At 73.0% G+C, this 18,542-nt stretch carries 15 protein-coding genes; 9 read left to right on the top strand and 6 right to left on the bottom strand.

Annotation, left to right across the window (positions count from 1 at the left end; translation table 11 throughout):
• Positions 1-14: 14 nt before the first annotated feature.
• A complete protein-coding gene (locus tag ACZ6C1_RS05815; protein ID WP_469238022.1) occupies positions 15-641 on the top strand; it encodes an alpha-ketoglutarate-dependent dioxygenase AlkB in 627 nt (208 codons plus the stop codon).
• 6 nt (positions 642-647) lie between these two features.
• Here the strand turns inward: ACZ6C1_RS05815 and ACZ6C1_RS05810 are convergent, their stop codons facing one another.
• A complete protein-coding gene (locus ACZ6C1_RS05810; protein WP_469238020.1) occupies positions 648-1,406 on the bottom strand; it encodes a carbonic anhydrase in 759 nt (252 codons plus the stop codon).
• A 273-nt stretch (positions 1,407-1,679) separates the two neighbouring features.
• Here ACZ6C1_RS05810 and ACZ6C1_RS05805 point away from each other — a divergent pair, with 273 nt between their 5' ends.
• From ACZ6C1_RS05805 to ACZ6C1_RS05795, 3 genes are all read left to right on the top strand, one after another.
• The gene (locus ACZ6C1_RS05805) at positions 1,680-4,379 is read left to right on the top strand and encodes a SpoIIE family protein phosphatase (protein ID WP_469238018.1); all 2,700 of its coding nucleotides are present in this window, start codon (positions 1,680-1,682) and stop codon (positions 4,377-4,379) included.
• A gap of 9 nt (positions 4,380-4,388) precedes the next feature.
• Positions 4,389-5,120: a class I SAM-dependent methyltransferase gene (locus ACZ6C1_RS05800; RefSeq protein ID WP_469238017.1), complete on the top strand. Its 732-nt coding sequence runs from the start codon at positions 4,389-4,391 to the stop codon at positions 5,118-5,120.
• A gap of 162 nt (positions 5,121-5,282) precedes the next feature.
• Positions 5,283-6,791, top strand: a complete 1,509-nt coding sequence (locus ACZ6C1_RS05795; protein ID WP_469238015.1) for a DUF6056 family protein — start codon at positions 5,283-5,285, stop codon at positions 6,789-6,791.
• Here the strand turns inward: ACZ6C1_RS05795 and ACZ6C1_RS05790 are convergent.
• The 3 genes from ACZ6C1_RS05790 to ACZ6C1_RS05780 all read right to left on the bottom strand — a co-directional run bounded on the left by ACZ6C1_RS05790 (position 6,766) and on the right by ACZ6C1_RS05780 (position 8,704).
• Positions 6,766-7,215, bottom strand: a complete 450-nt coding sequence (locus ACZ6C1_RS05790; protein ID WP_469238013.1) for a GtrA family protein — start codon at positions 7,213-7,215, stop codon at positions 6,766-6,768. The genes ACZ6C1_RS05795 and ACZ6C1_RS05790 overlap by 26 nt on opposite strands.
• A complete protein-coding gene (locus tag ACZ6C1_RS05785; protein ID WP_469238011.1) occupies positions 7,212-8,204 on the bottom strand; it encodes a glycosyltransferase family 2 protein in 993 nt (330 codons plus the stop codon). The genes ACZ6C1_RS05790 and ACZ6C1_RS05785 overlap by 4 nt, the downstream gene beginning before the upstream one ends.
• A 311-nt stretch (positions 8,205-8,515) precedes the next feature.
• A complete protein-coding gene (locus tag ACZ6C1_RS05780; protein WP_351819546.1) occupies positions 8,516-8,704 on the bottom strand; it encodes a DUF2795 domain-containing protein in 189 nt (62 codons plus the stop codon).
• A 275-nt stretch (positions 8,705-8,979) separates the two neighbouring features.
• Here ACZ6C1_RS05780 and ACZ6C1_RS05775 point away from each other — a divergent pair, with 275 nt between their 5' ends.
• On the top strand, positions 8,980-9,264 hold the full coding sequence (locus ACZ6C1_RS05775) for a DUF5133 domain-containing protein (protein ID WP_469238009.1): 285 nt from the start codon (positions 8,980-8,982) through the stop codon (positions 9,262-9,264).
• A gap of 279 nt (positions 9,265-9,543) precedes the next feature.
• Here the strand turns inward: ACZ6C1_RS05775 and ACZ6C1_RS05770 are convergent, their stop codons facing one another.
• The gene (locus ACZ6C1_RS05770; RefSeq protein WP_469238008.1) at positions 9,544-10,476 is read right to left on the bottom strand and encodes a MurR/RpiR family transcriptional regulator; all 933 of its coding nucleotides are present in this window, start codon (positions 10,474-10,476) and stop codon (positions 9,544-9,546) included.
• A gap of 177 nt (positions 10,477-10,653) precedes the next feature.
• On the opposite strand from ACZ6C1_RS05770, the gene ACZ6C1_RS05765 reads away from it, so the two are divergent.
• From ACZ6C1_RS05765 to ACZ6C1_RS05750, 4 genes are all read left to right on the top strand, one after another.
• Positions 10,654-13,551, top strand: a complete 2,898-nt coding sequence (locus ACZ6C1_RS05765; RefSeq protein WP_469238006.1) for a SpoIIE family protein phosphatase — start codon at positions 10,654-10,656, stop codon at positions 13,549-13,551.
• A gap of 60 nt (positions 13,552-13,611) precedes the next feature.
• The gene (locus ACZ6C1_RS05760) at positions 13,612-16,011 is read left to right on the top strand and encodes a SpoIIE family protein phosphatase (protein WP_469238004.1); all 2,400 of its coding nucleotides are present in this window, start codon (positions 13,612-13,614) and stop codon (positions 16,009-16,011) included.
• A gap of 70 nt (positions 16,012-16,081) precedes the next feature.
• The gene (locus ACZ6C1_RS05755; protein ID WP_469238002.1) at positions 16,082-16,420 is read left to right on the top strand and encodes a DUF3140 domain-containing protein; all 339 of its coding nucleotides are present in this window, start codon (positions 16,082-16,084) and stop codon (positions 16,418-16,420) included.
• 56 nt (positions 16,421-16,476) lie between these two features.
• On the top strand, positions 16,477-17,505 hold the full coding sequence (locus ACZ6C1_RS05750; protein ID WP_469238000.1) for a DNA topoisomerase IB: 1,029 nt from the start codon (positions 16,477-16,479) through the stop codon (positions 17,503-17,505).
• Here the strand turns inward: ACZ6C1_RS05750 and ACZ6C1_RS05745 are convergent, their stop codons facing one another.
• A complete protein-coding gene (locus tag ACZ6C1_RS05745) occupies positions 17,506-18,252 on the bottom strand; it encodes an SDR family oxidoreductase (protein WP_469237998.1) in 747 nt (248 codons plus the stop codon).
• Between the last annotated feature and the right edge of the window lie 290 nt (positions 18,253-18,542).

The following is an 18,542-nucleotide window of genomic DNA, read 5'->3' as shown; positions in this document are numbered from 1 at the left end:
CGTACGCTGGAGGCATGGCAGCACACCTGCAAGGGTCACTCTTCGACCAGACCGACGAGATCCGCCTCGGCCCGCTGACCGGCCTCCGGCGGACCGTGCTCGGCGACGGCGCGTGGATCGACCTGCTCCCCGGCTGGCTGCACGGCGCCGACGCCCTGTTCGAGGAGCTCGCCGAGGGTGTCCCGTGGCGGGCCGAACGCCGCACCATGTACGACCACGAGGTCACCGTCCCCCGCCTGCTGGCCCACTACGGCGAGGGGGACCGGCTGCCGCACCCCGTGCTCGACGAGGCCCGCGCCGCCCTGTCCGCGCACTACGCCGCCGAGCTGGGCGAACCGTTCACCACGGCGGGACTCTGCCACTACCGGGACGGGCGGGACAGCGTCGCCTGGCACGGCGACCGGATCGGGCGCGGCTCGCGCGAGGACACGATGGTCGCCATCCTGTCGGTCGGCGAGCCGCGCGACCTGGCGCTGCGCCCCCGCCGGGGCGGCCCGTCGAGGCGGGTACCCCTCGGTCACGGCGACCTCATCGTGATGGGCGGCTCGTGCCAGCGGACCTGGGAGCACGCCATCCCCAAGACCACCAAGGGCGTCGGCCCCCGCATCAGCGTCCAGTTCCGCCCACGCGGCGTGCGCTGACCGCTCCTAGGCGACTCGGTGCACCCGCTGCGTACCGAGCTCGTACCGCGCCCCCACGATGGCCAGCCGCCCCGCCTCCACCCGGGCCGCGAGGTCCCGTTCGGCGGCCAGCAGGCCGCGTACATGACGGACGTTCGCCGTGATCGTCGCGTCGATCCGCGCCGTCCCGGTGTGGCCGTGATCGATGGCCGGCCGTATCCGCTCGGCGATGTAGTCGATGTGGGCGGGCGGGCGCTCACCGGTCTCCTCCGCGTGCACGGCCGCCGCCACGGCCCCGCACGACTGGTGCCCCAGCACCACGACGAGCGGTATCCCCAGCTCGAGGACGCCGTACGCGATGCTGCCGAGCACCGCCTCGTCCAGCACCTCGCCCGCCGAACGGACCGTCATCAGGTCGCCCAGGCCCTGATCGAATATCAGCTCCGGCGGGACACGCGAGTCTATGCAGCCCAGGACCAGGGCGAACGGCCGCTGACCGGCGACCGCCGCCGTCCGGTCCACCGCCCCCTCGTGCGGATGGGCCTGGTGCAGCGCCCGCCAGCGCCGGTTGCCGTGCGCCAGCTCCCGCAGCGCCGCCGCGGGCGTCGTGGGGCGCCGGTCGCCCGAACGCGGCGCCGCCACGGCGGGCGCCACGGCCAGGCCGGCTCCGGCACCGACAGCGGCGGCGCCGCCGAGCGCCGCACGCAGCAGTGCGCGGCGGCCCCGCGGAAAGGGCGGGAGGACGGGGGAGAGGGTGGTCGGACCGTCACCGGGATGCGATGTCACGACGCGAAAACGTACGCCCGGCCCTGCGTCCGCTGTTCGAGTTGGACCACTGTTGGCCCACCCATGGCCGACCCATGGACGCCCCTTGGGCGAACGATGGATTCCCTCACGGCACGCTCCTCGAAGGCCCCGACGGGCCCCGGGAACATGCGCATGCGGCCCGTGGTCGTCCGGCGACCCCCGGTCACTCATGGTCGCCATGGGCCAAGCGGTGTTAGAAAGGGGAACGTGGTCCCCTTTTTCGACCGATTCCGTGGTGCCTCGGTTCGGTCATTGGCCAAGAGGCTCCCACGGAGCGTCGCGGGGCAGGTCTTCGTCCTGCAGGTGGCGCTCGTCGTGCTGCTGGTGCTCGGGGCGGTCCTGGCACTGGTCCTCCAGTCACGCAGCGACGGCGACCGGGAGGCCCGCAACCGTTCCATCGCGGTCGCCGAGACCTTCGCGCGGTCCCCGGGCCTCGAGGACGTCCTGGAGAACTCCCCCGACCCGTCGAGCGTCCTCCAGCCCCTCACCGAGGAAGCCCGCGAAGCGGCCGGGGTCGACTTCATCGTCGTGATGGACACCAAGGGCATCCGCTACACCCACCCCCAGCCCGAGCGCATCGGCGGACGGTTCGTCGGCACCATCGGGCCGTCCCTGGCCGGGAAGGTCCTCACCGAGAGCGTCGACGGACCCCTCGGCGAGGAAGTGCAGGCCATCGTTCCCGTGCGGGGCTCCGACGAGAAGATCATCGGCCTCGTCTCCGCCGGCCTGGAAGTCCGAAACGTCACCGGTGTCGTCAACCGCCAGCTCCCCCTCATCCTCGCCATCGCCGCCGCCGGTCTCGCCGTGACCACCGCCGGCACCGCCCTGGTGGCCCGCCGCCTGCGCCGCCAGACCCACGGCCTCGGCCCCGCCGAGATGACCCGGGTGTACGAACACCACGACGCCGTCCTCCACGCCGTACGCGAGGGCGTCGTCATCGTCGGCGGGGACGGCACACTGCTGCTCGCCAACGACGAGGCCGAACGGCTGCTGCGACTGCCCCCCGACGCCGAGGGCCGCAGCGTACGGGAGCTGCCCGGCCTCGACCCCGGCATGGCCGAACTCCTCTGCTCCGGCCGCGTCGCCACCGACGAGGTCGTCCCCGCCGCCGACCGGCTGCTCGCCGTCAACCAGCGCCACACCGACCGGCACGGCGGCCCCGCCGGCACCGTCGCCACCATCCGCGACACCACCGAACTGCGCTCCCTCACCGGCCGCGCCGAGGGCGCCCGCCGACGCCTCAACCTGCTGTACGACGCGGGCGTCGGCATCGGCACCAGCCTCGACGTGGTCCGCACCGCCGAGGAACTCGCCGAAGTCACCGTCCACCGGTTCGCCGACTTCGTCACCGTCGACCTGGCCGACCCGGTCCTGCGCGGCGAGGAGCCCAGCGGCACCACCGCCGACATGCGCCGCACCGCCGTCGCCGGCATCCGCGACGGCCACCCCCTCTACCCGCGCGGCAAGATGATCGGCTTCGTCCCCTCCACCCCCCAGGCACGCGGCTTCGGCACCGGCCGGGCCGTCCTGGTGCCCGACCTGTCCGAAGCACCCGGCTGGCAGGCCCAGGACCCCGAGCGGGCCGCCCGGATCGTCGAGTACGGCATCCACTCCCTGATCGCCGTCCCCCTCAAGGCCAGGGGAGTCGTCCTCGGCGTCGCCAACTTCTGGCGCTCGGAGAAGCCCGAACCCTTCGAGGAGGAGGACCTGGAACTCGCCGAGGAGCTCGTCGCCCGCGCCGCCGTCTGCATCGACAACGCCCGCCGCTACACCCGCGAACACGCCATGGCCGTCACCCTCCAGCGCAGCCTGCTGCCCCGCGCCCTGCCCGAGCAGAGCGCCCTGGAAGTGGCCCACCGATACCTGCCCGCCCAGTCCGGCGTCGGCGGCGACTGGTTCGACGTCATCCCCCTCCCCGGCAGCCGGGTCGCCCTCGTCGTCGGCGACGTCGTCGGTCACGGCCTCCACGCCGCCGCCACCATGGGCCGGCTGCGTACCGCCGTACACAACTTCTCCACCCTCGACCTGCCCCCCGACGAACTCCTCGGCCGCCTCGACGACCTCGTCGGCCGCATCGACCAGGACGAGGACGAGGACGACACGGGCGCGGCCGGAATGACCGGCGCCACCTGCCTGTACGCCGTGTACGACCCCGTCTCCCGGCGCTGCTCCATGGCCCGCGCCGGCCACCCGCTGCCCGCCCTGGTCCACCCCGGCGGCGCGGTCGAGTTCCCCGACCTCCCCGCCGGGCCGCCGCTGGGTCTGGGCGGCATACCCTTCGAGAGCCGCGAACTGGAACTGGCGGAAGGCAGCCAGATCGTCTTCTACACCGACGGACTGATCGAGGACCGCGCCCGCGACATCGACGTCGGCATCGAACTGCTCCGCAAGGCCCTGGGCCGGCCCGCCGCCACCCCCGAGGAGCGCTGCAGCCTCGTCCTCGACGAGCTCCTGCCCGCCCACCCCAAGGACGACGTGGCCCTGCTGGTCGCCCGCACCCGCGCCCTCGGCGGCGACCGCGTCGCCGACTGGGACGTGCCGTTCCACCCCGGCGCCGTCGGCGGCATCCGCACCGCCGCCGTACGCAAACTCACCGAGTGGGGCCTGGACGACCTGTCCTTCGCCGCCGAACTGATCCTCAGCGAACTCATCACCAACGCCATCCGCTACGGCGCCGCCCCCGTGCGCGTACGCCTGCTGTACGACCGCGGCCTGACCTGCGAGGTCGCCGACAACAGCAGCACCTCGCCCCACCTCCGCTACGCCGCCACCACCGACGAGGGCGGCCGCGGGCTCTTCCTCGTCGCCCAACTGGCCGAGCGCTGGGGCACCCGGTACACCGCCCAGGGCAAGGTGATCTGGGCGGAACTCCCGTCCCCCGGCGCCGGCACCGAGCCGCTCGACGGCAGCGGCACCCTCCCGTTCGACGTCCTCAACGCCGGCCTGATCTGAAAGGGGACCATGTTCTCCCCGCACGGCCCGACGCTCCGCGAACTCGCCGTCCAGGCGCTCTCCTCCACCCAGACCGGCTACGACCTGCTCGCCCCCACGTTCGACCACACCCCGTACCGCACGTCCGACCGCGTGCTGCACGCCGTCGCCGACGCGCTGCGGCCGCTCGGACCCTTCCGCGCCGGCCTCGACGTGTGCTGCGGAACCGGAGCCGGGACGGGCGTACTGCGCGAGCTCTGCCATGAGCGCGTCATCGGCGTCGACTTCAGCGCCGGCATGCTCGACCGGGCCCGCGCCGCCCACGAGGGGACGCCCGGCGGGTCCGCCGACGTCCACTGGGTCCGCGCCGACGCCCGCGCCCTGCCGTTCGCCCCGGCCTTCGACCTCGCCGTCAGCTTCGGGGCATTCGGCCACTTCCTCCCGGCGGAACGGCCCCGTCTGTTCGCCGGGGTCCACCGGGCGCTGCTCCCCGGCGGCCGGTTCGTCTTCCCCCTCCCTGCCCCGCCCCCGGTCGGCTCCCGCCCCTACTGGGAGCTGTGGGCGTTCGACGCGGCCATGCGCGTGCGCAACCTGCTGTGGCGGCCCCGGTTCATCATGTACTACCGCACCTTCCGGCTCACCGACGTCGTCGGCGAACTGACCCGCACCGGCTTCACGGTGGAGCTCACCCCGCTGGAGCGGTTCGGCCGCCGCCCCGACGGATCGCCCCGGTGCCGGATGGTGACCGCGCTGCGCACGTGAGCCACCTGGGCGACAGCCGGTTGCGAGGGGCCTGAACAGCCGGTCGAGTGGGAGACCGGACCGCGATTCGCCGAATCAGGCCCGGCGCGCGGACAACGGCACCGCCCCGATTCACCTCTTCGGTGTCGTACCAGTGGTTTCCCGAGAGGCAGTGAAGAAGACATGGCCGTCGGCGCATCGAGTGTCACCATCCCACCGGACCCGGGTGAAGGCCCCGGGCCCGGGCACGACAAGGGTGGCGGTGACGCGCGCGGGACACGGACGACCGCGTGGACGGCGGGCCTCGCGCTGCTGCCGCTCGGCCTCCTCGCGGGCGCGTCCTACCTCGGCCGGTACGTCCGTCCCAGCGCCGACGAATGGTGCTTCCTGCCCGTCGTCCGCGACGACGGCATCTCCGGCCTGATCGGGAAGTTCTACTTCACCGACAACGGCCGCGTCGGCAACGGCCTGCTCGTGGGGCTGTACGCCGAGTTCCCGGTCGCCGGGCACCAGTGGTACGGCCTCGTCAGCGGCGTCCTCATGCTCGGCCTGCTGTGGGCGCTGACCGCGACGCTGCTGCGCCGGGCGGGACAGAGCGCGCCGCGCGGAGTGCCACTGCTCGTCGCGTCCATGATCACGGCGGTCTTCCTGTTCGCCACACCCAACACGTACAAGACGTTCTACTGGCCCGCCGCGTCCGTCTCGCACACCCTCGCCCCGGTCCTCGCCTGTGCCGCGGCGATCCCCCTGCTGTGCGCCCGCGGCCGGCGGGGCCGGATCACCGCGCTCGCCGTCGTCCTGATCGCGGGCGTCTTCATGGGCACCCTCTCCGAAGAGGCGTCGGTGGTGGCCCTGGTGGTGCTGTCGGGCGTCGTCCTCTTCGCCGGCCTGCTCTTCACCGAACGGGTCAGGACGTTCGCCCGCGTCTGGTCGCTCGTCGGCATGGCCGGCGTCGCCATCGGCACGATCGTGCTGGTGACGTCCCCCGGTTCGCGCAACCGGCGCGAGCGGTTCGGCGCCGAGACCACCTCGATGCTCGCCCCCGAATCGCTGCTCGCCTCGCTCGGGGCGTACGTCCGCATCCTCGAGACCGTGCTGACCACATGGAGTTACGCGGGCGCCCTCGCCGCCGGAGTGCTGCTGGGCCTGCTCGTGCGCGGCACCACGGGGGAGCGGCGGGTCCTGCTGCCGTGCCGGCCGCTGTTGCTGACCGGCCTCGGCGCGCTGGCGTTCCTCGTCTCCGGCTACCTGTGCACCGTCATCACGTACCCCGTCTTCGGGCCCCGGGTGGTGTCGGCGGAGCGCACCTGGAACGACTACCTCCTGCTGTACGTGCTGCTCCTGGTGGGCGCGGGCGCCTTCCTGGGGCGTGCGCTACGGCTGCGCGGGGTCCGCACCGGCGCGGTCACCTCCCTCGCCGCCGCCCTCTGTGCGGTGACCGTCCTGGGGCTGGCCGCCCCGCTGTACGAGCTGGGCCACGACATGCGGGTACGGGCGCAGAAGTGGGACCGGCAGGACCGGTGGCTGCGGGAGCGGGCCGCCGAGGGCGCGAAGGTCCTGCCGTACAAGCCGGTGTCGGTCAGCGGGATGCTGGAGCCGTTCAGCGCGAACGGCACCAGGATCTGGCCGGCGCAGTGCGTCGCCGACTACTACCACCTGGACAAGGTCACTCGCGGGACACGCCTTCCCTGACCCGGTCCTCCCCGGGCGGCTGCCGCGACGCGGAGCGACGGGTGGCGGCCGCCCCGGAGGTGATGGCCCAGCGGGCGAGGACGAAGGACAGCGGGGTGACGAGGAGACCGGCGGCGACGGCCGCGAGGTTCTCGTCCATCCCCAGCACGCTGACGGCGAGATGGAGCAGGATCCCGCTGCCCACGACGTTCGCCGCGCCCGACAGGGGATAGCGGGCGAACGCCCGCCAGGTCGGCCGGGTGCGGACGGTGACGTACGAGTTGAGCAGGAACGAGCCGACGACGCTCACGGCGTACCCGATGACGTGGGCGACGAGGTACGGCAGCCAGATGTTGAGCGAGGCGTACACGCCGAAGTAGACGGCGGTGTTGGCCAGCCCGACGAGGCAGAAGGACACGAACTGCCTGAGGACGACGGGCTTCACGGCTTCGGCCGCACCCGTCCCGCCGGCTCCAGAGGGGCCTCGCGCGCCTCGTGGCGCCGGACGGCCGCCGACCGGTCCGTCTCGCGCACCACGTAGTGCGGGCGGCGCTTCGCCTCGTGGTAGATCCGCCCCACGTACTCCCCGATGACACCCAGCGTGGCGAGCTGGATGCCGCTGAGCGCGACGATGGCCGTGATGAGGGTCGCGTACCCGGGGGTGTCGACGCCGTTGAGGACCGCGTTGGCGACGATCCACAGCGCGTAGACGAGCGCGGACAGGAACAGCCACAGACCGGTGTGGATGGCCAGGCGCAGGGGCCGGCTGTTGAACGACAGCAGCCCGTCGATGCCGTAGTTGAGCAGCCGCCGGCCACCCCACTTGGAGCGGCCGGCGGCCCGCTCGACGTTCTCGTAGGTGAAGCTGACGGTGTCGAACCCGATCCAGGAGAACAGGCCCTTGGAGAAGCGGTTGCTCTCGGGCAGGGAGAGGAGCGAGTCGACCGCCCGGCGCGACAGCAACCGGAAGTCGCCCGCCCCGTCGACGATCTCGACGTCCATGAAGCGGCGGACCAGACGGTAGTAGGCGCGGCTCAGGGCGGTCCGCACGGCGCTCTCGCCGCTGCGGTCGCGCTGGGCGATCACCTGGTCGTAGCCGTGCCGGTGCAGCTCCAGCATGCGGGGGAGGAGCGCGGGAGGGTGCTGGAGGTCCGCGTCCATGAGGACGACCACGTCGCCCCGCGACATGCGCATACCGGCGAGCAGCGCCGACTCCTTGCCGAAGTTGCGGCTGAAGGACGTGTAGCGCACGCGTCCGTCGGCCACCGCGAGGCCGCGCAGCCGGTCCATGGTCCGGTCGCCGCTGCCGTCGTCGACGTAACAGACCTCGAAGGACACGCCGGTCGGTTCGAGGGCGGCGACCAGGGCGGTGTGGAAGGCGTCGATCACCTCGCTCTCGTCGAAGCAGGGGACGACGACCGACATATGGACCATGGGCTGCTCACTCCATGCACTGGTGTGCGGGGCGGCGTCCGGGAGTTCGGGGCCGCCGCATAGGGAGGATGGCCATGGGGCCACCAAGGTTGCCTGGCAGGGCGGCGGACTTCGCCCTGTCCAGCCAGTGGAGCGCGGCGGCGGCCGGTTCACAGCCCCACGCCGTCCACTTGGGTGACGGCGCGGCGGTGTGCGGGTGTGCGCGTGTGTGGACGTGCGGATGTGCGCGTGTACGCACGCGTCCGCCCCGTCACCCGGACTGCGGGGACGGGGCGGACGGTGTGGCGGTCGGGGCGGGGCCTGGAGCAGGCTCAGCCCTTGCCGACCTCCTTGTTGACGGCGGCCGGCGAGTCGTACTCCTTGTCGGGGAGGGAGCTCAGGGCGTCCATGACCTTCTTGTCGGCCTTGTGCTTCTGTGCCTGGTCGACGATCTCCTTCTTGGAAGCCGGGTAGTTGACGCCGCCGAGGGCCTTCTGCATTTCGATGGGGTTCACAGCCATGGTCGAGGGGTACCCCCGCGCCGGAGGCGGCTATCGGGACCGAAGTCCATGTCACGACAATGGAGCACAGGTCCCTTTTCGCCCCACGCAGCGCGAAACCGTCACGGTTGCATCACAATGTCGTGTGAGGACCGGAGAGTACGGGCACACCATGTGCGGGAGGGCGACCCGGTTCGGGGACCGGCGCATCGCCCGGTCCCGGGGAGGCCGGCCTGGAGCAGGCATCGGCGTCCCCTCTCTCCTTGCTTCGTGGCGTGGGAAAGGCAGGTACGTTCATGCTGTTGGCGCATCCCGCAGTGCTTCGTGAGCTCGTAGCCCGTTACGAATCCCTGTGCACCGCCTCCCAGGAGCTGGCCCTCGCGCCCGACCTGAAACGACGGCTCGACGATGTCACGTACACGCTCTGCGTGACCACCGGAACGCGGCAGCTGGACCAAGCGCTGGCCGCCGCACGCGCCAGGCTGGCCGCCACGGCGGCCACGGCCGCGTCCGCCGTCACCGTCGCGTCCGCCGTCACATCCACGTCCGCCGCCCCGGCCACGGCGGCGGCCGCCACCTGACGGGGAGGACTTTCGGCGGCCCCGGCCCAGGGGTTGACCGGGGCCGCCACGGGTGTCCGCGGGGAGTGCGGAGCGCCCGGTCAAAACACCGGGGGGCGACGCGAGGAGGGAGCGCCGTCACGCCGGTGTTCTGTCTCGTTCCCCGGGTGGTTTCACCGGGGTGTCCGAGCAGTAAATATATTTACCGTCGAGTAAGCAAGCGCATGAAATTTTTCATGCCACGACTGGCATGAAAACGGCTGAAAACGCCCTGGTGGGGACGGGGGGTGGGGTCTTCGTTCAGTCGTCGAGGAAGAACTTGTGCTGCTCGGCCGCCTGCTCGTAGCCCTCCAGCCGGAGCTGCGTCCGTTCCGGATTGGCGTCCGCCATGGCCTGGAGCACGGACGCCGCCAGGACACCCGGTGCCGCGTACGAGTCGAAAACCAGCCGCGACCCCGTCCCGGCCGTCAACGTCACATCCGCCTCGTCCACCAGCGGCCCGAGCGTCAGATCGGTGATCAGCGCGATACGCAGCCCGGCCCGGCGGGCCGCCCGCATCGCGGCCAACGTCTCGTGGGCGTGCCGCGGCATCGCGAAGGCCAGCACCCATGTGCCGCCCGCCTCCCGGGACTGCAGCAGCGCGTCGTAGGCGACACTCCCGCCGCGCGTCACCAGGCGGACGTCGGGGTGGATCCGGCGCGCCGCGTACGCGAAGTACTCCGCGAGCGACACCGAGATGCGCAGACCGAGGACGGTCAAGGGCACGGAAGTGGCCAACTCGCGGCCTACGTCCAGGATCTGGCCGGGATCGGCGAGGAGCCGGCGCAGATGCTCCAGGTTCTCGATCTCGGCGTCGATGGCGGCCTGCAGCTCGTTGCGGCGGATCTCCTCGCGGGTGTCCGGCGCACCGGCCACCGCGCTGAGCGCGATCGGCTGCAGCGCCTCCCGGAGCGCGGGGAACCCGCTGTACCCCAAGGACGTCGCGAACCGCGTCACCGACGGCTGGCTGACCCCGACGCGCTCCGCGAGGTCCGTGATCGACAGGAACGCCGCCTCCGTGAGGTGGTCGATCATGTACTGGGCGATACGGCGTTGGGCGGGCGACAGCCGGTGACCGCCGAACAGCGCCATGACCCGGTCCATGGGAACACCGGGGGCCGACTCCTCCGTGGAGGACGGCTTGCCCGGCGTGATCGCAGCCGCCTGTGCGCGTGCCTGCTGCCCTGATGGCACCGGTGTGCCTCCTTCTTGTCCCGATTCCGCTCAACATAGCTCAACCGTCGCGACCGCTCCCCGGCCACCGATGTGCGCGACGCGCCCGCTCGGGAGCATGCTGTCTGTGTGCCCCGGCGCCGCGCCGCACCTGGTACGGCGCCGCCCGAACACCTCCCGCTTGGACGAGGCTGGGACATGCCAGGGAAACCGCACAGCAACGGCACCGCGAGCGCCCAGGGCCCGCCCGACGCACTGGCCCTGGAGCTGGCACACGCCACGGTGGACGCCGTCGAGTCCACCGGCGCCTTCGCGGGCACGGTCTACCTGCGCACCGGCACCCCGGGGCTGCTCAGGATGGCCACCCTCGCCGGGCTGCCGGCCCGGCTGTTCCGCCCCTGGTGGCGCATGCACATCAACCGGCCCTTCCCGGTGGCGGAGTCCTACCGTTCCGGCAGGCCGGTCCACCTCGCCGACGCCGAGGACGCCATGCGCCGCTTCCCGCAGCTCATGGCGGGCCTGCCGTTCCCGTTCGGGTCGCTGTACGAACCGGTCACGCACGACCGCGACGCGTTCGGCGTGCTGGTGGTCCTCCGCGCCGCCACCCCCGGCCGCCCGGTCGACCCGGCCGACCGGCACCGGATGCGGCAGGCCGCCCAGCGCCTCGGCGCCCGGCTCGCCGGCCTCGCCGCCCGGGGAACCCGCGTCGCCTGGGACGACCCGCCCGTCAACGTCCAGCTCCCCGCCCACGCCGACCCGCCGGTGCGGACCGGCCACCTCGACTGGGACCCCGCCACGGGCGCCATCACCGTGGACGGCGCGCTCCGAACGATCCTCGGCCCCGGCCCTGCCGACCCCGCGCCCACCCCGGGCCCACCCCCGGCCCCCGGCACCGACCCGCTCCCGGCCTCCGGCACCGACCCGTCCCCGGCCGCCGGCTCCGGCCAACCCCCGGGCCCCGGCACCGACCCGTCCCCGGCCGCCGGCTCCGGCCCACCCCCGGCCCCCGGCTCCGACCAGCCCCCGGGCCCCGGCACCGACCCGTCCCCGGGCCCCGGCACCGACCCGTCCCAGGCCCCCCACCCGCCCACAGGGCCCAGTACCGACCCGTCCCCGGGCCCCGGCACCGACCCGCTCCCGGCCCCCGGCACCCGCCCGCCCGCAGGCCCCGGCACCCGCCCGCCCGCAGGCCCCGGCACCCACCCGCCCGCAGTCCCCGGCGCCGATGCCGGCCCCGGCACGGAGGCGTCCCGCCCCGGCACGGAGGCGTCCCGCCCGGGCGCCGGGGTGTCCGTCACGACGCACGCCCTCGCGTCATGGCTCGCCCCGGAGGACATGTACGGGCTGTGGACCGTCGCGCGCCAGGTGGCCGACTCCGACCGTCCCCTCGCCCGCCGCATCTGGCTGCGAGGCCTCGACGGCCGCCCGTGTCTCCTGGAGCTGTCCGGCGAGGCCGGGCGGCTGCGCGGAGCCGTCGTGGAGCACGGCGCGGGGGCCGCCGCCGCGGCGGCCGACCGGATGCCGAACGGAATCTGCTCACTGGACCGGCTCGGGCGGATCATGTTCGTCAGTCGCAGCGCCGAGACCCTCCTCGGCCGCGGCGCGCCCGAGCTCGTCGGACGGGACCTGTGGGACGCCCTGCCCTGGTTCGGGCGGCCCGCGTACGAGGACAACTTCCGGGCCGCCCTGATCTCCGACGAGCCCGTCCACTTCCTCGCCCACCGGGACGAGGAGAGGTGGCTCGCGGTGTCCCTCTACCCCGGACACGAGGGCGTGACCATGACCGTCGCCGCCGCCGGTCAGCCCGCGTACACATCGGGATCCGTGGTCGCACCCGGCGCCGGACTCGGCTCCCCGGCCGACCGGGCGTCCATCCTGTACCGTCCCGTCGCCCTCGCCATCGCGCTCACCGAGGCCGTCACCGCCCGCCAGGTGTCGGCCGTCGTCACGGAGGAACTGCTGCCCGCGTTCGGCGGCCGCCAACTGGCCATCTACCTCCTGGACGAGCGCCAGCTCCACCTCGCGTGGGAGACCGGCTTCCCCAAGGGTTTCCTCGACCGCTTCGACGGTGTCGGGCTCGACGTCCGGCTGCCCGGCGTCGAAACCCTCACCACCGGCCGGCCCCTCTTCTTCGAGTCCATGCAGCGGCTCGCCGACGCCTACCCCGGCATCCCCATGGACGCCCACGTCGGCGCCCGCGCCTTCCTGCCCCTCATCGCCTCCGGCCGCCCGGTCGGCTCCTGCATCCTCGGCTTCGACCAGCCCCGCGGCTTCAGCCCCGAGGAGCGCACCGTCCTCACCGCCCTCGCCGGACTGATCGCCCAGGCACTTCACCGCGCCCGTCGCTACGACTCCGAGGCCGCCCTCGCCCGGGGCCTCCAGAACGCCCTGCTGCCGCACCGGCTGCCCCGGCTCCACGGCGTCGACACCGCCGGCCGCTACCTGCCCGGCACCCAGGGCATGGAGGTCGGCGGCGACTGGTACGACGTCATCGACACCGGCCGCGGCATCGCCCTGATCATCGGCGACGTCCAGGGACACGGCGTCGCCGCCGCCGCGACCATGGGCCAGCTGCGCAGCGCCGTCCGCGCCTTCGCGCTGAGCGGGCACGACCCCGAGGAAGTCATGAGCGGGATGAACCGGCTGCTCATCGACCTCGACGTGGGCCAGTTCGCCACCTGCTGCTACATCGTCCTGGACGCGGACACCGGGGTCACCCGGGCCGTCCGCGCCGGCCACCTCCAGCCCCTGCTGCGTCACCCGGACGGCACAACGGAGGTCCTCGAACTCCCCGGCGGCGTGGTCCTCGGCGTCGACCCCCAGGCCTCCTACCCGGTCACCGAACTGCGACTCGCGCCCGGTGACGTCCTCGCCCTGTACACGGACGGTCTCGTCGAGGAGCCCGGAACCGACATCGACCTGGGTATCGAACGGCTGCGCGGCGCCCTCTCCGGAGTCGGTACCCATCCCCTCGCCGACACCGCCGAGCGACTGATCCGCGAGGCGAGGGCGGCCGGGGACCGGCCCGACGACATCGCCCTCCTCCTCGCCGCCCGCTCGCCCGACGGAGCCCCCGGCCCCCGCCGTACGGCATGAGCGCGGTTGTGCCGCGCGCAGCGCCGACCGACCATGAGGAGACACAAGGAGGCAGGTGCCATGAGCGCGGTGTACGCGGCCGAGGGTGCCGACTTCCGCGGCCCCCTCGACGTCACGAAAGCGGCGACGGCCGTCCTCGACGCCGACGGAACCGTCGTCGGCTGGGGCCCGGCGGCCCACGCCCTGCTGGGCTACCCGCCCCAGGAGGCGGTCGGCCGCCCCATCGGTACCCTCATCGTCGACCGCCCCGGCGAGTACCACCTCGCCACGCCCCTGCCCGGGGCGGCACAGGCCCGGTACCAGGTGCTCCACATGCGCCGCCGGGACGGCCACATCATCCGGGTGGCGACCGCGTCGCTCCCGCTGTCCCACACCGGCCCCGGCCCCGCCCGGCTGCTCGCGGTGGCCGACGCGGACGAGACCGAGCGGTGGGAGGCCCTCCAGTCCATGCTCCGGGGCCTGGCCACCCAGTCACCCGTCGGACTCGCCATCTACGACACCGACCTGCGGGTCGTGTGGACCAACCACGCCCTCTACCAAGAGATGGGCACCTTCCAGTACGCCGGGATCGGCCCCGACGAGATGGTCGCCCACGGCGAGATCCTCTCCGACGGCTACCCGGGCACGCTGGAGGAGGCCATGCGCCAGGTGATCGCCACCGGCGAGCCCGTCATAGAACTCCACTACAGCGGCCGCCCGCCCGCCGACCCCGAGCACGACCACGTCTGGTCCTGCTCCTACTACCGGCTCCAGGACGCGGACGGCCGCGCCCTGGGCGTGTGCGAGGAGACGGTGGACATCACCGCCCGCTACCTCGCCCAGCAGCGCCTGGACCTCCTCGTGCGGGCCGGCGGCCGGGTCGGCACGTCCCTGGACATGATCCGCACGGCGCAGGAACTGTCGGCCGTCGCCGTGCCGCAGTTCGCCGACGGCATCACCGTCGACCTCCTCGACGCCGTCCTGGAGGGCGACCAGCCGACCCCCGGCACGACGACCGCCAGACGCGTCGTACGCGTGTGGGAAGGACCCGCCCCGGTCGCGGCCGGCGACGGAAGCGGCCGGCCCGCCGGACCCCGGCCGGTCGACTATCCGGCGGACTCGCCGCAGGCCCGCTGCCTGGGCTCCGGACGCCCCGTCGTGGAGGACCCGAACGGCACGGAGAACGCCCGCTCCCGCCTCGCCGTACCGCTGCGCACCGAGGGCGCCTCGCTGGGCGTGGTGACCTTCTGCCGCGACCGGCACCCCGACCCGTTCGCGTCCGACGACCTGCCCCTGGCCGACGAACTCGTGGCCCGCGCCGCGGTCTGCATCGACAACGCCCGCCGCTTCACCCGCGAACACGCCGCCGCCCTCGCCCTCCAGCGCAGCCTCCTGCCCCGCCACCTGCCCCGCCTGACCGGCGTGGACGTCGCCCACCGCTACCTCCCCGCCGACAGCAGGGCCGGAGTCGGCGGCGACTGGTACGACGTCATCGCCCTGTCCGGCACCCGTGTCGGCCTCGTCGTCGGTGACGTCGTGGGCCACGGCGTACGCGCCGCCGCCACCATGGGCCGGCTCCGCACCAGCGTGCGCGCCCTGGCCCGGCTCGACCTCCCGCCCGACGAACTCCTCACCCGCCTCGACGAACTCATCACCCAGGACGCCCACGAACAGACCGCCGTCCAGGCCGGGACCGACGACGCCGCGCTCGGCGTGACCTGCCTGTACGCCGTGTACGACCCGGTCGCCGGGCGGTGCAGCATGGCCCGTGCCGGAAGCCCGCTGCCGTCCGTCGTCGACCCCACCACCGGCGAGGTCAGCCACCCGGACGTGCCCGCCGGCCCGCCACTGGGCCTGGGCGGACTGCCGTTCGAGAGCGCCGAGTTCCCCCTCCCCGAAGGCAGCCTCATGGCGCTGTTCACCAACGGGCTCGTCCAGGGCCGCGACCGGGACCGCGACGCCGAACTCGACGCCCTGCACGCGGTCCTCACCGAACACCGGCGCCCCCTCGACGAACTGTGCGACCGGATCGTCAGCACACTGCTGCCCGGCCCCGTCGACGACGACGCCGCGCTCCTCCTCGTCCGCACCCGCACCCTCGACAGCCACGAGGTCGCCGCCTGGGACCTGACGGACGACCCCGAAGTGGTCGGCCGTGCCCGCGCCCTGGCCACGGGACAGGTCGGCGCCTGGGGACTCGACGGCGACCTGTCCTTCACCACCGAACTGGTGGTCAGCGAACTCGTCACCAACGCCATCCGCTACGCCTCCGGCCCCATCCAGCTACGGCTCATCCGGGACCGCACCCTGATCTGCGAGGTCTCCGACACCGGCCACACCTCACCCCACCTGCGCCGGGCGGGCAGCGAGGACGAAGGCGGCCGGGGCCTGTTCCTCATCGCGCAGATGACCCAGCAGTGGGGCACCCGCTACACCCCCACCGGCAAGACCATCTGGGCCGAACAGCCGCTCCCGCCCTGACCTCCGGGTGTTTGCCGGGGGCACGAGCCGGAAACCCGGGGACCAGCCCGAGCCGCGAAGGAGGTACGTCATGGCAGTGTCCGAACAGATCAGCGACGCGCTCTGGGACGAGTTCCACACCGTCGTCAACATGACCTCGCGCGAGCTGCAGGAGTGGCTGAGCGTCGAGGCGGCGGGCGAGGAGACCGAAGAGGTCCCCGACCGCGCGGGCAAGCCCATGGGCCGCCGCGTCCTCGGAATCCTCGGCAAGCGCCGCACCGACCTCACCGAGGACGACGTGAACGTCATGCAGCGCGTCTGCGAGATCGTCCGCTCGCAGCGCGACCCGTCCCTCGACCCCAAGGCCGGCGGCACCGACTGGCGCCACGGCCTGATGGACATCGGCCACGACCCGCTCAAGCCGTCCTGAACACCCGTCCGCGCGGATTCTCCCGTCGGCCGTAGCGTCGTGACGAGGAGGATCCGTTGCGTCTGCACCACAGCCGTCCCACCGACCCCGGCTACCGCCGCAAGCGGCACGGGCGGGGCTTCCGCTACCTCGACCCCTCCGGCAACCCCCTGCGCGACCCGGCGGAACTCGCCCGCATCAAAGGCCTGGTCATCCCCCCGGCCTGGCAGGACGTCTGGATCTGCACCCGGGCCAACGGACATCTGCAAGCCGTCGGCACCGACGCCGCCGGACGCCGCCAGTACCTCTACCACCCCCAGTTCCGCGCCGAGCAGGAACAGGCCAAGCACGAGCACGTCCTGGACGTCGCCGAACGGCTCCCCACCGTGCGCGAGGCCGTCGAAGCGCACCTCGGCGACCGGGGCCTGACCCGGCGACGCGTCCTCGCCACCGCCGTACGCCTCCTCGACCTCGGCTTCTTCCGCATCGGCAGCGACCGCTACACCGAGGAGAACAACAGCTACGGGCTCACCACACTGCTGCGCGAACACTCCTGCTGCCAGGGCGGCGCGGTCCTCTTCACGTACACCGGCAAACACGGCAAGGAGATCGTCCGGACCGTCACCGACCCCGCCTCCTGCCGCACCCTCACCGCGCTGCTGCGCCGCAAGAACGGCGGTGACCGGCTCCTCGCCTACTGGGAACGGCGCGCCTGGCACGAACTCACCGGCGAGGAGGTCAACGCGTACCTCAGGGAACTGGCCGGCCTGGAGATCACCGCCAAGGACTTCCGAACCTGGCACGCCACCGTCATGGCGGCCGTGGCGCTCGCCGTGTCCCAGTCCGTCGCACACAGCGAGAGCGCCCGCAAACGCGCCATCGCCCACGCGTGCCGCGAGGTCTCCGGCTACCTCGGCAACACCCCCGCCATCTGCCGGGCGTCCTACATCAACCCGCGCGTGATCGAGCTGTACGAGGAGGGCGTCACCGTCGCCGCGGCCCTGCCCCGCCTCGGTGACGAGGGCGCCCACGGCATCCCCGCCACCCACGGGCCCGCCGAACAGGCCGTCCTGCGGATGCTGCGCACCGGACACCCGCCCGGCTGATCACGGCCAGGACGGCTCCTTCCGCGGCACCACCACCAGCTCGGACACCGCACTGCCCGCCGGGACCGACAGCGCGTACAGCACCGTGTCGGCCACGATGTCGGGGCTCTGCAGCATCGACACGTCGGCGTCCGGGAACCGCTCCAGGATGAACGGTGTCTCCATTCCGCCCGCGATGATCCCCGTCACGCCGATCCCGGGGCAGTCCCGCTGCGCCTCCTTGAACAGCGTGTGCGTGAAGGCACGCAGCCCCGACTTGCCGGCCGAGTAGGGACCGGCCTCCGTCCAGGTGCGGTTCGACGCGGTGGACAGGATGTTCACGATGTGGCCACCGCCCCGGGCCACCATCCGGCGGTAGGTCTCCAGGCACAGGTACATCGGCCCCAGCAGGTTCGTCGTGATCACCCGGGTCACCTCCTCCGCCGTCAGGTGCTCGATCGGCTTGGAGACGTCCACGGCCGCGTTGTTGACCAGGACGTCCACCGCCTGGCCGTCCTGCTCCAGCTCCCGGAACACCTCAGCCACGGCCCGCGCGTCCGTCACGTCCAGCTCCACGAACCGGACGTCCCGACCGTCCTGCGCCAGCTCCTCGCACAACTCGCGCGCCTGCTCCTTGCGCACGTCCGCGACCAGAACGGACGCGCCCGCACCGGCCAGGCCCCGGGTGATCGACGCACCCAGTCCGCGCGCCCCGCCGGTCACCAGCGCCTGCCTGCCCCGAAGATCGACCCGTACTCCGCCGTCCATGACCTTGTGCACCTCCTGGTGAGTCCTCTGCTCCCACTGTGGCCCGCGCCACTACCCACGGCATGCCGGACGATCACTGTGAGCAAGCACACCAGAAGTGCCGAAAGCCCAGGTCAGACCGGAAACAGCGGCGTGAAGGGCCGCTGACGAGGCCTTTCCACGCCGCCCCCGCACCGGCCCTTCTGCCACGATGGTCGACGCTGTGGGACCGCCTCTGACGAGGCGCGCAGCAGCAGACAGATCCGGTGGACCGGCCGTGCAGAGCAGCAGCTGGCCCTACTTCCGCCGAA

The organism is Streptomyces sp. NPDC041796 (genome assembly GCF_055590785.1).
Note: the sequence above shows the minus strand (reverse complement) of the source record. Positions and strands in the feature narration are given on the sequence as shown.